Origin of the sequence: Streptomyces sp. NPDC001717, assembly GCF_042892775.1 — a bacterium.
Classification (GTDB): Bacteria; Actinomycetota; Actinomycetes; order Streptomycetales; family Streptomycetaceae; genus Streptomyces.
This window is the reverse complement of record NZ_JBIAUK010000015.1, coordinates 12,733-24,903: the sequence shown is the minus strand read 5'-3', so window position 1 is coordinate 24,903 and position 12,171 is coordinate 12,733. Positions and strand designations below refer to the sequence as shown.

Genomic DNA, 12,171 nt, shown 5'->3' with positions numbered 1-12,171 from the left:
TTTACTTGCTCTCCTCGACGCGGGGCGTGCTGGTGGTGGTGACGGCGGGCTCGGAGCCTCCGAGCAGCAGGTACAGGACGGCCATCCGGGTGGAGACGCCGTTGGCGACCTGCTCGACGGCCGTGCAACGGTCGGAGTCGGCGACCTCGGCGGTGATCTCCATGCCGCGGTTCATCGGGCCGGGGTGCATCACGATGGCGTGCTCGGGCATCTTCGCCATGCGGTCGCCGTCGAGCCCGTACCGGCGGGAGTACTCGCGCTCGGTCGGGAAGAAGGCGGCGTTCATGCGTTCGCGCTGCACACGCAGCATCATCACAGCGTCGGACTTCGGCAGCACGTCGTCGAGGCTGTACGAGACCTCGCAGGGCCAGCTCTCGACGCCGATCGGGACCAGGGTCGGCGGGGCCACGACGGTGACCTCGGCGCCGAGGGTGTGCAGCAGCTGGACGTTGGAGCGGGCCACCCGGCTGTGCAGGACGTCGCCGACGATGGTGATCCGGCGGCCGTTCAGGTCCTTGCCGAGCCCGGCGTCGCGCCCGACGAGGCGGCGGCGCATGGTGAAGGCGTCCAGCAGGGCCTGGGTGGGGTGCTCGTGGGTGCCGTCGCCGGCGTTGATCACGGCGGAGTCGATCCAGCCGGAGGTCGCGAGCCGGTAGGGCGCGCCGGAGGCGTGGTGGCGGATGACGACCGCGTCGGCGCCCATGGCCTCCAGGGTCAGCGCGGTGTCCTTCAGGGATTCGCCCTTGGAAACCGAGGAACCCTTGGCGGAGAAGTTGATGACGTCGGCGGACAGCCGCTTGGCGGCCGCCTCGAAGGAGATCCGCGTGCGCGTCGAGTCCTCGAAGAAGAGGTTGACGACGGTCAGGCCGCGCAGGGTGGGCAGCTTCTTTATCGGCCGGTCCGCGACGCGGGCCATCTCCTCGGCGGTGTCGAGGATCAGGACGGCGTCGTCGCGCGTGAGATCGGCGGCCGAGATGAGATGGCGCTTCATCTGGATGGCTCCGTAGGTCAGGAGGGCAGGCTGGGGTTCGAGCAGGGCAGGCTGCGGCGCGGGCCCGGCTCGGGACCCGTTCGCTCGTGCGGGCTAGTGCCCGGCTGCCTGGGCGGTCCGCTGGCCGAGCAGCACGGCGTCACGGCCGTCCTCCTCCTGGAGCTGGACCTTGACGATCTCCCGCAGCGACGTGGGGAGGTTCTTGCCGACGTAGTCGGCGCGGATCGGCAGTTCGCGGTGGCCGCGGTCGACGAGGACGGCGAGCTGCACGGCGCGGGGGCGGCCGAGGTCGCCGAGCGCGTCGAGGGCGGCGCGGATGGTGCGGCCGGAGAAGAGCACGTCGTCGACGAGGACGACGAGGCGGCCGTCGATGTCGTCGCCGGGGATCTCGGTGCGGCCGATCGCGCGGGCGGGCTTCATCCGCAGGTCGTCGCGGTACATGGTGATGTCGAGGGAGCCGACCGGGATCTTCGTTCCGGTGATCTCTTCGAGCTTGGCGGCCAGCCGGCGGGCGAGGAAGACACCGCGGGTGGGGATGCCGAGGAGCACCACGTCGCCGGCGCCCTTGGCGCGTTCGACGATCTCGTGGGCGATGCGGGTCAGGACCCGGGCCATGTCCTGCGCCTCGAGCACGGGGCGCATGACGTCGGCGCTTTCAGTGGATTGAGCCTGAGCGTCCATGAAAAGGACCTCCTTCTCCGCCTCACGGGACGGACCTTAAAGGACGTCTGATGTACGTCTCACACGGTACCAGGGGCTCGGCGGTGAACGGGCACCGGGCTGGTGCGCGGGGGCGCGCACGGGGCTCCTGGGGCTCCTCTCAAGGGGGCGATGCAGACCATTCGGCTTGACGCACCCAAGTAACGCTGCGTAACCTCACAGTGAGTTACCAACCGCGCGGCGGAGCCGCAATTGGTCGCGTTGTCCATATCGTCACAGCGTCACAGCGTCCGGGAGCGTTATGTCCAGCGAATACGCCAAACAGCTCGGGGCCAAGCTCCGCGCCATCCGCACCCAGCAGGGCCTCTCCCTCCATGGTGTCGAGGAGAAGTCGCAGGGCCGGTGGAAGGCCGTGGTGGTCGGTTCCTACGAGCGCGGGGACCGCGCCGTGACCGTCCAGCGCCTTGCCGAGCTGGCGGACTTCTACGGGGTTCCGGTGCAGGAACTGCTGCCTGGCACCACTCCCGGCGGGGCTGCCGAGCCGCCGCCGAAGCTGCGTCTGGACCTGGAGCGCCTGGCGGGCGTGCCCGCCGAGAAGGCCGGCCCCCTCCAGCGTTACGCGGCCACGATCCAGAGCCAGCGCGGCGACTACAACGGCAAGGTGCTGTCGATCCGCCAGGACGACCTGCGCACGCTCGCCGTCATCTACGACCAGTCCCCCTCGGTCCTGACCGAGCAGCTGATCAGCTGGGGCGTCCTGGACGCGGATGCCCGTCGTGCGGTGGCCCACGAGGACATCTAGTCCGACCGGCCCCAGAAGAAACGTTTACCGGCGGGTGCCGGGAGTCCGAGAGGCTCCCGGCACCCGCCGTTTTCGCGTCCGCGGCGCCACGAGACACCTCCCGAGCAGCGAAAAGCGGAGGGGCCGCGGCTTTCGCCGCGGCCCCTCCGCTCGATCCGAACGAACCCGCCGGGGGCTATTCGCCCCGGCGCAGGCTCGGCTTCAGGTCCTTGAACCGGGCCAGCAGCCCGTTGACGAACGCGGGCGAATCGTCCGTCGAGAATTCCTTGGCCAGCTGGACGGCCTCGTCGATGGCCACGGCGTCCGGGGTGTCGTCCACCCAGATCAGCTCGTAGGCACCGAGCCGCAGGATGTTCCGGTCCGCGACCGGCATGCGGTCGAGCTCCCAGTCCACGGCGTACGTGACGATCAGGTCGTCGATGCGGTTCACCTTGTCGGCGTAACCCTCGACGAGATCCATCGTGAAGGCGCTGACCGGCGGCTGCCGGTCGTCCGACCGCGAGTGGCGGATCCAGTCCGCGAGGACCTCGCGCACGGGCACCCCGCGCTGGTCGGCCTCGAACAGGATCTGGAAAGCGCGCTTGCGCGCGTTGCTCCGGGCAGCCACGGTTAGCCGTTCACCCGGCCGAGGTAGGCGCTGGTGCGGGTGTCGACCTTGATCTTCTCGCCGGTGGTGACGAAGAGCGGGACCTGGATCTCGTGGCCGGTCTCCAGCTTGGCGGGCTTGGTGCCGCCGGTGGAGCGGTCGCCCTGGACGCCCGGGTCGGTGTGCTCGATGGTCAGCTCGACGGCGGCCGGGAGCTCGACGTAGAGCACCTCGCCCTCGTGCTGGGCCACGGAGGCGGTGAAGCCCTCGATGAGGAAGTTGGCGGCGTCGCCGACGGCCTTGCGGTCGACCATCAGCTGGTCGTAGGTCTGCATGTCCATGAAGACGAAGTAGTCGCCGTCCATGTACGAGAACTGCATGTCACGGCGGTCGATGGTGGCCGTCTCGACCTTCGTGCCGGCGTTGAACGTCTTGTCGACGACCTTGCCGGAGAGCACGTGCTTGAGCTTGGTGCGCACGAAGGCCGGGCCCTTGCCGGGCTTGACGTGCTGGAACTCGACGACGGACCAGAGCTGGTCACCGTCGAGCTTGAGCACCATGCCGTTCTTGAGGTCGTTCGTGGAAGCCACGGTTGCGGAATCTCCTGCACTGGAAGACCAGGGAGGCGCGCACTACCCGGCGGTGCGGGCTAGAGCGCGAGCAGCTCCTTGGTCGTAATGGTGAGTAGCTCGGGACCGCCGTCCGCCTCGGGGCGTACGACGAGCGTGTCATCGATCCGGACACCTCCCCGGCCCGGGAGGTGAACCCCCGGTTCGACGGTGACCGGCACGCAAGCGTCCAGTTTACCCATTGCCGTAGGTGCAAGCTGCGGGTCCTCGTCGATTTCGAGGCCCACACCGTGTCCGGTCCACGGAGCGAGCGCTTCCCCATGGCCCGCGGAGTCCAGTACGGAGCGCGCCGCGTGGTCGACCTCCCGGTACGCGGCACCGGGCAGCAGCGCCTCCCGTCCGGCCCGCTGGGCCCGGAAGACGAGGTCGTACAACTCGATCTGCCAGTCGGCGGGGGTGGTGCCGATCACGAACGTGCGGCCGATCTCGCACCGGTAGCCGCGGTAGTTCGCACCCAGGCAGACGGAGAGGAAGTCGCCCTCCTCGACCCTGCGGTCGGAGGGGCGGTGCCGGGAGCGGCCCGAGTGCGGTCCGGTGCCCACGGAGGTCGGGAAGGCGGGGCCGTCGGCGCCGTGGTCGACGAGGCGCCGCTCCAGCTCCAGGGCGAGGTGGCGTTCGGTGCGGCCGACGAGGATGGACTCCAACAGCTCCCCGAGGGCCTGGTCGGCGATCTCGGCGGCGATCCGCAGGCAGGTGATCTCCTCCTCGTCCTTGACGAGGCGCTGCTGCTCGACGGCCGTCCCGAGGTCGGCCAGGCGCAGTTTCGGCGCCACGGAGCGCAGGGCGCGGTGGCGGCCGACGGTGAGGTGGTGCTCCTCCACCGCGAGGGAGTCGGCGCGGACGGCCGCGGCCATGTCCGCGGCGGCGACGGCCGGGTCCCCGCCGGGGCTCGTGAGGACGGAGAGCCGGAGGCCCTCGTCGACGCGGCCCTCGTCGGCCTCGCCGGTGGGCGGTGCGACGCAGAACAGCACGTCCTCGACCGGCCCGACGAACAGCACGGCGCCGTGCGGGGACGCCCCGGAGAGGTAGCGGACGTTCGCCGGACGCGTGATCAGCGCGGCGGCGTTCCCCGCGGCGGCGCAGCGGTCACGGAGCAGGCCGCGGCGTGCGGCGTACACGTCTGACATGTCTTCGAGCCTACGAGCGGCCCGCGCATCCGGCCTGGTGAGCGCCGCCGTATGTGTGGGCTCGGCGGCCGGGGCTCCGCGGTACGCGCCCTGCGACGCCTCCGCCGTGGCCCGTGGTCGTGCCCTGCGGCGCCGTTGCGGGGGCTCCGCCCCCGAGCCCCCCCGCCTCAAACGCCGGCGGGGCAATTCCAGCCCCGCCGGCGTTTGAGGCGCCGCCCCCCCCCCCCCGGGGGGGCCCCCCGCCGCCGGAGGCGAACCAGCCCCGCCGGCGTTTGAGGCACGGGGTCCGGGGCGGTGCCCCGACAACGGCGCCGCAGGCTAGGACCCCGCCTGTGCCAGCGCCCGCGCCAAGGCCTCGTCGAGGGCTCGGGCCGTGCCCTCGACGTCCAGGTGCGAGTTGTCGATGATCGGCAGGCCGGAGCCGTACCAGCCCGCCATCCGCCCGTGGATCCGCGCGACCTCCTCGTCGGAGAGCCGCCGATTGCCGGAGCGGGCCGCGTTGCGTTCCAGGACGATCTCCAGCCCGGGCAGCAGCACCACCGGGAGCAGGGCCGGGCCCACGTGCCGCTTCCAGCCGCCGAGGCCGACCACGGGCCGGTCGGGGAAGACGGCGTCGTCGAGGATGCAGGAGATCCCGTTGGCCAGGTAGTTGCGTGCGGCGAAGCCACAGGTGCGGCGGGCCAGGCGGTACTGGGCCTCGGAGTGCTCGTTCCAGCCCGCCTGCGGATCGGCGAAGCCCGAGCAGACCCACTCGCGGACGTCGTCGAGGCTGACGTGGGCGGTCGGCACGGGCCGGGTGCTCGCCCAGTGCCGGGCCACGGTGGTCTTGCCCGCCCCTGCCGGGCCGATCAGCAGCACGGCGAGGACGGCCCCGCCGGTGCGCGGCGCGGCCGGCGGGAGCGGGATGTGCCCGGTCGCCTCCGGCACGGGCGGCGGCGGTACGTGCGGGGGCGCCCCCGGGGCCGGCGGGTGCTGGCCCGGGTGAGCCGGGTGCGGCGGAAGACCCGGGGGCGGGGGCGAGCCGGGCCAGCCGTGCGCCGGAGGTATCGGAGGCTGCGGGGGCGTCGGCGGGGGGTGTCCCGCCTGCCCCCAGCCCGCGCCGCCGCCCGTTCCCTGGTGCATCCGCTGCCACTCCGTCTCGTTCAGGCGACTGATGCGAGAACGTTATATGACGGCGGAGGCCCGGCCTCCCACCCGCACCGTCAGAGCGAGACTTCCTCCGCCAGCGCGCGCAGTGCCAGCCGGTACGAACCGAGGCCGAAGCCCGCCACCGTACCGGTCGCCACGGCCGCGATCACCGAGGTGTGCCGGAACGCCTCACGCGCGTACGGGTTCGAGATGTGCACCTCGATCAGGGGCGCGGTGCGCTGCGCCGCCGCGTCCCGCATGGCGTACGAGTAGTGCGTGAAGGCACCCGGATTGATCACGACCGGGATCTTGCCGTCCGCCGCCTCGTGGAGCCAGCGTACGATCTCGCCCTCGTCGTTGGTCTCGCGGACCTCGACGTCGAAGCCGAGCTCCTCGCCCAGCGTGCGGCAGCTCTCCACCAGCCCCGCGTACGAGGTGGCCCCGTACACGTCGGGCTCGCGGGAGCCGAGCCGGCCCAGGTTCGGCCCGTTCAGGACGAACACGCGGCGGCTCACGCCGACACCTCTCCGTACGCGGCGATCAGGTGCGCCGGGTCGGGGCCCTCCAGGACGGTCGGCTTGCCCAGCCCGTCCAGGACGATGAAGCGCAGCAGGTTGCCCCGCGACTTCTTGTCGACCTGCATGGTCTGGAGCAGCTTGGGCCACTGGTCGCCGCGGTAGGTCAGCGGCAGGCCGACCGAGGCGAGGACCGCCTTGTGCCGGTCCGCCGTCGCGTCGTCGAGGCGGCCCGCGAGGCGGCCCAGCTCGGCGGCGAAGACCATGCCGACGGACACGGCCGCGCCGTGCCGCCACTTGTAGCGCTCGTTCTTCTCGATGGCGTGGGCGAGGGTGTGGCCGTAGTTGAGGATCTCGCGCAGCCCCGACTCCTTGAGGTCGCTGGAGACCACGTCGGCCTTGACCTGGATCGACCGCACGATCAGCTCGGAGGTGTGCGGGCCGGCCGGCGTACGGGCCGCCTGCGGGTCCTCCTCGATCAGTTCGAGGATCTTCGGGTCGGAGATGAATCCGGCCTTGATGATCTCGGCGAGACCGCTGACGTAGTCGTTGACCGGCAGGGATTCCAGCGCCGCCAGGTCGCACAGCACACCGGCCGGCGGGTGGAAGGAACCCACCAGGTTCTTGCCCTCGGCGGTGTTGATGCCGGTCTTGCCGCCGACCGCGGCGTCCACCATCGCGAGGACGGTGGTCGGCACGGCGATCCAGCGCACCCCGCGCAGCCAGGTGGCCGCGACGAAGCCCGCGAGGTCGGTGGTGGCTCCCCCGCCGACGCCGACGATCACGTCGGTGCGGGTGAAGCCGGACTGGCCGAGCGCCTTCCAGCAGTACGCGGCCACCTCGGCGGTCTTGGCCTCCTCGGCGTTCGGCACCTGGATGGCGATGGCCTCGTAGCCCTGCTCGGCGAGGTCGTCGCGCAGGGCCTCACCGGTCGAGGCCAGCGCCTCGGGGTGGATCACGGCGACCCGCTGGGCCTTCGTGCCCACGAGGGCGCCGAGCTCGCCGAGCAGCTGGTGTCCGACCAGCACCTCGTACGCGTCGTGGCCGGCACTCGCGCCGACCTGGATCCGCGTCACCTGGTCCGTCATACGTCCTTCAACTCCAGAGCGTCGAGGACCGCCTGGGCGACCTCTTCGGGGGTGCGGTCGTCGGTGGCCACGACGACGCGCGCGACTTCGGTGTACAGGTGGCGCCGGGCCTCCATCAGCTCGCGCCACTGGCGGCGCGGGTTGACGGCGAGCAGCGGGCGCGCGGCGCCGAGGCCCACGCGCCGCACGGCTTCCTCGACGTCCATCGACAGGTAGACGACGGGCAGGCCCGACAGCAGCACGCGGGTGCCCTCGTCGAGGACGGCGCCGCCGCCGAGGGCGAGGACCCCCGTGTGCCCGGCGAGGGCGGCCGCGACCGCCTCCCGCTCGAGCTCACGGAAGTACGGCTCGCCCTCGTCGACGAAGATGTCGGAGATCTCGCGGCCCTGGGCGGCGACGATGTCCGCGTCGGTGTCCCGGTAGGGGACGCCGAGCCGCTCGGCGAGCAGGCCGCCGACGGTGGACTTGCCGGAGCCCATGGGGCCGACGAGAACGACGAGCGGTCCGCCCGTCACCGGATCTGCAGGTTGTCGAGGTACGACCGCACGTTGCGCCGGGTCTCGGGGACCGAGTCGCCGCCGAACTTCTCGACGACCGCGTCGGCGAGGACCAGGGCGACCATGGCCTCGGCGACGATGCCGGCGGCCGGGACGGCACACACGTCGGAGCGCTGGTGGTGGGCCACCGTCGCCTCACCGGTGGCGACGTCCACGGTGGCCAGTGCGCGCGGCACGGTCGCGATGGGCTTCATCGCGGCGCGGACGCGCAGCAGCTCGCCGGTGGTCAGACCACCCTCGGTACCGCCTGCGCGACCGGACGTGCGCTTGAGGCCCTCGGGGGTGGAGACGATCTCGTCGTGCGCCTTGGAGCCGGGCACGCGGGCGAGCTCGAAGCCGTCGCCGACCTCGACGCCCTTGATGGCCTGGATGCCCATGAGCGCGCCGGCGAGGCGGGCGTCGAGGCGGCGGTCCCAGTGGACGTGGGAGCCGAGGCCGACGGGCACGCCGTAGGCCAGGACCTCGACCACGCCACCGAGGGTGTCGCCGTCCTTGTGGGCCTGGTCGATCTCGGCGACCATCGCCTTGCTCGCGTCGGCGTCGAGGCAGCGCACCGGGTCGGCGTCGAGCTTCTCCACGTCGGCGGGGGTCGGGTAGACGCCGTAGGGCGCCTTGGCCGCGGCCAGCTCCACCACGTGCGACACGATCTCGATGCCCGCGACCTCCTTGAGGAAGGACCGGGCGATCGCGCCGAGGGCGACACGGGCGGCCGTCTCACGGGCGCTCGCGCGCTCCAGGATCGGCCGGGCCTCGTCGAAGCCGTACTTCTGCATGCCCGCGAGGTCGGCGTGACCGGGCCGCGGACGCGTCAGCGCCGCGTTGCGGCCGGTGTCCTTCAGCAGCGAGGGGTCGACCGGGTCGGCCGACATGACCGTCTCCCACTTGGGCCACTCGCTGTTGCCGACCATGACCGCGACGGGGGAACCCAGCGAGAGCCCGTGCCGGACACCGCCCAGGAAGGTGATCTCGTCCTGCTCGAACTTCATGCGGGCGCCACGCCCATAACCGAGCCGGCGACGGGCCAGGTGGTCGGCCACCAGCTCAGTGGTGACCGGAACGCCGGCGGGAAGCCCCTCCAGCGTCGCTACCAGCGCCGGTCCGTGGGACTCCCCGGCGGTCAGCCAACGCAACCTGCTCAACGATGCTCCTCATGCTCGCGCCTGGTACAGCGATGGCGCGATCGGGTGCGCGGCCCTGACCCGCCGTACCCGATCCTCCCACGTCCGAGGGGGTTTTACGGGCCCCGGTCCAGCAATCGGACGCCTTGTCCGTCAGGTGGCCCGGGTGAAGCGGTCGCGGAGCCATGAGATCGCCAGCCACAGGGCGGCGGAACCGATGATTCCGAGGAGGATCGCCTGGACCCAGTCGGGGAGGCTGCTGAGCCACACTCTGAGCAATCCGCCGATCGCACGGGGGATGAAGTCCCACTTCGACGCCAGCAGCTGCCCGGCACCCGCTTGTTCCATGCCGCCCCACCCCGTGATCGAATCCGCAGGTGGGCAGCCTAACGGGCGGCCAGCGCCCGTTCTCCGGCGGCCCTCATCGCGGCGAGCGGGCCCGGGGTGCGGCCGGTCATCTGCTCGACCTGGAGCACGGCCTGGTGGACGAGCAGGTCCAGTCCGCCGACGACCTTGCCGCCCCGGCGGTCCCACGCGGCCGCGAGGGCGGTCGGCCAGGGGTCGTACAGGACGTCGAAGAGGGTGCCCGCCGCTTCGGGTACGGAGTCGGCCAGGGCGTCCGTCGTACCGGCCGGGGTGGTCGCGATCACCAGCGGCGCCGACAGCGCCTCGGCGGCGTCGGACCAGTCGGCCGTGCGCACGGCGACACCGAGGCGCTCGCCCCAGCCGCGCATCTCGTCGGCCCGGGCGGCGGAGCGGACGTACGCCGTGACCTCGCCGGTGCAGATCCGGGAGAGGGCGGCGAGCGCCGAGGAGGCGGTGGCCCCGGCACCGAGGATGGCCGCCGAGGGGACCTTCTCGACGCCGCGCTCGTGGAGCGCGGCGACGATCCCGGGGATGTCGGTGTTGTCGCCGAGGCGGCGGCCGTCCTTCGTGAGGACGACCGTGTTGACCGCCTCGACGGACGCGGCGGTGTCGCTGATCCCGTCGAGCAGCGGGATGATCGCCCGCTTCAGCGGCATGGTCAGCGACAGCCCGGCCCACTCGGGGCCGAGTCCGGACACGAACCCGGGGAGCGCGGCCTCGTCGATCTCGAAGCGGTCGTAGGACCAGTCGTCGAGGCCGAGCTCCTGGTAGGCGGCGCGGTGCAGCACCGGTGAGAGGGAGTGCTCGATGGGCGAACCCAGCACCGCGGCCCTTATGTGAGACATGTCCTGCTAACCGCCGTTCTTCTGCTTCTGCCGTTCCTGGAACTCGGCGACGAGCTTGAGGTGCTCGTCGTAGGTCTTGGTGAAGGTCGTCGTGTTGCCGTCGACCGACACGAAGAACATCCAGCCCCCATGATCCGGGTTGAGCGTAGCGGTCAGCGCGTCCATGCCCGGGTTCCCGATCGGGCCGACGGGCAGTCCCTTGATGAAGTGCGTGTTGTAGGGGTTGTTGAACGCCTGGGCTTCCTTGAGGTTGAAGTTGATCTCGCTCTGGCCCTTGGCGTAGTTGTACGTCGAGTCGAACTCGATCTTCTGGTTCGTGACGTCGTTGGTCTTCTTGAGGCGGTTGTAGACCACCTCGGACATCTTCCGGAAGTCGTCGTGGTTCTTGCCCTCGGCGTTGACGAGGCTGGCGACCGTGATCACCTGGAGCGGGTTCTCCAGGCCCAGCTCCTTGGCCTTGCCCTCGACGCCCAGCTCCGCGTACTTGTCGGACGCGTTCTTGACCATCTGCTTGAGCAGGGACTCGGGGGTGCTGTCCTTGCCGAGGTCGTAGCGCGTCGGGTACAGGAAGCCTTCGAGCGGGTCCATGAGCTTCGGGTTGTTGCCGGCCCAGGCCGGCAGACCGAGGTTCTTGGCCTCGCGCAGGGCGATGTCCTTGGTGGTGCCCTGCGGCTTGTTCAGCTTGTTGTCGATCGCCTCGTACACCTTGGCGTTGCGCATGCCTTCGGTGACGGTGATGACCCTCAGCTTGCTCGGGTCGATCATCAACGCGACGGCGGCGGCACCCGACATCTTCTTCTGCATCGGATACGTGCCCGGCTGGATGGACTTGCCCTTGGGGTTGGCGCCGGCCGCGTCGACGAAGGCCTGGGCGCTGGCGACCACGCCGGCTTCCTTGAGGATGCGGCCCATCTGTCCCAGGCCCGCGCCCTTGGGGATCTCGACGTCGACGATCTCGCTGGTGCCCTCACCCGCGAAGTCCTCGGCGGCGCCGAACTTCTCCTTGATGAAGGTGTAGCCGTAGTACCCGCCACCGCCGAGCACGCCCACGATGACGAGGGAGGCGACCAGGCAGGCCGCGCCGCTGCGCTTCTTGGGCTTGCCGCCCTTGCCGCCCTTGGAGCGACCTGCGCGGCGCCCGCCGCCGCCACCGTTGTCGTCGCCGTCTTCGACGTCGCCGCCGCCGGCGAGGAAGGACTCCTCCGGCTCCTCGTCCTGCTCGGGGAGCTGCGGTTCGAGGTGGCGCTGGTTCGGGGGCTGCGGCGGGGGGTAGGCGTCGGCCGTCGTGTAGAGGTCCGGGTTCTCACCCGGGTAACCGGCGGCGGACTGCTGCGCGTACGGGTCCACGCCGGCGTAGGGATCGGCCGGGGCCGTGGCGACGTACTGCTGTTGGCCGGTGTCCCAGCCCTGGGCGTCGTACACCGGCTGGTGGGGCTGGTGCGGCTGCTGTGGGTACTGGGGGTGCTGCGGGTGCTGGACCTGCTGCGGGTGCTGGGCCTGCTGCGGGTACTGCGGGGCATAGCCCTGCTGCTGCGCGGGGTACTGCTGCTGCGGGTACTGCTGCTGGTACTGCGGGTCCTGCGCGTACTGCTGCTGCTCGCCGCCGTAGGGCACCTGTCCCTGCTGGGTCTGGTGCCCGGTCCATCCCTGGTCCCCGTACAGGGGGTCCTCCGGATGCCACGGTTCGGAGCCGTGGCCCCGTCCATACTCAGTCATCGGTCCCCTAGAGCCGCGAGACGAAAGCGACGGCTGTTCGAAT

At 71.3% G+C, this 12,171-nt stretch carries 14 protein-coding genes; 1 reads left to right on the top strand and 13 read right to left on the bottom strand.

Annotated elements, in window-relative coordinates; all coding sequences use genetic code 11:
• Position 1: 1 nt before the first annotated feature.
• Together ACFYZL_RS23415 and pyrR are read right to left on the bottom strand one after the other, a co-directional pair.
• Entirely contained in the window at positions 2 to 991 is a 990-nt protein-coding gene (locus tag ACFYZL_RS23415; protein ID WP_384753973.1) for an aspartate carbamoyltransferase catalytic subunit, read from the bottom strand.
• 93 nt (positions 992 to 1,084) lie between these two features.
• The gene (pyrR, locus tag ACFYZL_RS23410) at positions 1,085 to 1,672 is read right to left on the bottom strand and encodes a bifunctional pyr operon transcriptional regulator/uracil phosphoribosyltransferase PyrR (protein ID WP_384753970.1); all 588 of its coding nucleotides are present in this window, start codon (positions 1,670 to 1,672) and stop codon (positions 1,085 to 1,087) included.
• Between the two features lie 280 nt (positions 1,673 to 1,952).
• On the opposite strand from pyrR, the gene bldD reads away from it, so the two are divergent.
• Entirely contained in the window at positions 1,953 to 2,453 is a 501-nt protein-coding gene (bldD, locus tag ACFYZL_RS23405; protein ID WP_007263032.1) for a transcriptional regulator BldD, read from the top strand.
• Between the two features lie 175 nt (positions 2,454 to 2,628).
• Here bldD and nusB read toward each other — a convergent pair whose 3' ends face one another.
• From nusB to mltG, 11 genes are all read right to left on the bottom strand, one after another.
• Entirely contained in the window at positions 2,629 to 3,060 is a 432-nt protein-coding gene (gene nusB / locus ACFYZL_RS23400; RefSeq protein WP_384759241.1) for a transcription antitermination factor NusB, read from the bottom strand.
• Between the two features lie 2 nt (positions 3,061 to 3,062).
• Positions 3,063 to 3,629 carry an elongation factor P gene (efp, locus tag ACFYZL_RS23395; RefSeq protein ID WP_384737236.1) on the bottom strand — a complete coding sequence of 189 codons (567 nt, stop codon included), beginning with the start codon at positions 3,627 to 3,629 and terminating at the stop codon, positions 3,063 to 3,065.
• Between the two features lie 59 nt (positions 3,630 to 3,688).
• Entirely contained in the window at positions 3,689 to 4,795 is a 1,107-nt protein-coding gene (locus ACFYZL_RS23390) for an aminopeptidase P family protein (RefSeq protein ID WP_384759238.1), read from the bottom strand.
• Positions 4,796 to 5,113: 318 nt separating this feature from the next.
• Positions 5,114 to 5,917, bottom strand: coding sequence for an AAA family ATPase (locus tag ACFYZL_RS23385; protein ID WP_388681396.1), 804 nt, complete (start codon positions 5,915 to 5,917; stop codon positions 5,114 to 5,116).
• A gap of 80 nt (positions 5,918 to 5,997) precedes the next feature.
• Positions 5,998 to 6,438, bottom strand: a complete 441-nt coding sequence (aroQ, locus tag ACFYZL_RS23380) for a type II 3-dehydroquinate dehydratase (RefSeq protein ID WP_384748853.1) — start codon at positions 6,436 to 6,438, stop codon at positions 5,998 to 6,000.
• Complete coding sequence (gene aroB, locus ACFYZL_RS23375) at positions 6,435 to 7,526, bottom strand: 3-dehydroquinate synthase (protein WP_384748850.1); 1,092 nt, start codon at positions 7,524 to 7,526, stop codon at positions 6,435 to 6,437. The genes aroQ and aroB overlap by 4 nt, the downstream gene beginning before the upstream one ends.
• The gene (locus tag ACFYZL_RS23370) at positions 7,523 to 8,041 is read right to left on the bottom strand and encodes a shikimate kinase (RefSeq protein ID WP_388681392.1); all 519 of its coding nucleotides are present in this window, start codon (positions 8,039 to 8,041) and stop codon (positions 7,523 to 7,525) included. Before ACFYZL_RS23370 ends, aroB begins: the two co-directional genes overlap by 4 nt.
• On the bottom strand, positions 8,038 to 9,222 hold the full coding sequence (gene aroC / locus ACFYZL_RS23365; protein WP_388681389.1) for a chorismate synthase: 1,185 nt from the start codon (positions 9,220 to 9,222) through the stop codon (positions 8,038 to 8,040). Before aroC ends, ACFYZL_RS23370 begins: the two co-directional genes overlap by 4 nt.
• A 132-nt stretch (positions 9,223 to 9,354) precedes the next feature.
• Positions 9,355 to 9,549 carry a hypothetical protein gene (locus tag ACFYZL_RS23360; RefSeq protein ID WP_384748844.1) on the bottom strand — a complete coding sequence of 65 codons (195 nt, stop codon included), beginning with the start codon at positions 9,547 to 9,549 and terminating at the stop codon, positions 9,355 to 9,357.
• A gap of 38 nt (positions 9,550 to 9,587) precedes the next feature.
• Positions 9,588 to 10,412 carry a shikimate dehydrogenase gene (locus ACFYZL_RS23355; RefSeq protein ID WP_384748841.1) on the bottom strand — a complete coding sequence of 275 codons (825 nt, stop codon included), beginning with the start codon at positions 10,410 to 10,412 and terminating at the stop codon, positions 9,588 to 9,590.
• A gap of 6 nt (positions 10,413 to 10,418) precedes the next feature.
• Positions 10,419 to 12,128, bottom strand: coding sequence for an endolytic transglycosylase MltG (gene mltG, locus ACFYZL_RS23350; protein WP_384748838.1), 1,710 nt, complete (start codon positions 12,126 to 12,128; stop codon positions 10,419 to 10,421).
• Positions 12,129 to 12,171 lie beyond the last annotated feature (43 nt).

Coding starts and splice junctions, on each gene's coding strand:
- ACFYZL_RS23415 (WP_384753973.1), bottom strand. CDS start 991: ATGAAGCGCCATCTCATCTCGGCCGCCGATCTCACGCGCGACGACGCC.
- pyrR (WP_384753970.1), bottom strand. CDS start 1,672: ATGGACGCTCAGGCTCAATCCACTGAAAGCGCCGACGTCATGCGCCCC.
- bldD (WP_007263032.1), top strand. CDS start 1,953: ATGTCCAGCGAATACGCCAAACAGCTCGGGGCCAAGCTCCGCGCCATC.
- ACFYZL_RS23390 (WP_384759238.1), bottom strand. CDS start 4,795: ATGTCAGACGTGTACGCCGCACGCCGCGGCCTGCTCCGTGACCGCTGC.
- ACFYZL_RS23385 (WP_388681396.1), bottom strand. CDS start 5,917: ATGCACCAGGGAACGGGCGGCGGCGCGGGCTGGGGGCAGGCGGGACAC.
- aroB (WP_384748850.1), bottom strand. CDS start 7,526: ATGACGGACCAGGTGACGCGGATCCAGGTCGGCGCGAGTGCCGGCCAC.
- ACFYZL_RS23360 (WP_384748844.1), bottom strand. CDS start 9,549: ATGGAACAAGCGGGTGCCGGGCAGCTGCTGGCGTCGAAGTGGGACTTC.
- ACFYZL_RS23355 (WP_384748841.1), bottom strand. CDS start 10,412: ATGTCTCACATAAGGGCCGCGGTGCTGGGTTCGCCCATCGAGCACTCC.
- mltG (WP_384748838.1), bottom strand. CDS start 12,128: ATGACTGAGTATGGACGGGGCCACGGCTCCGAACCGTGGCATCCGGAG.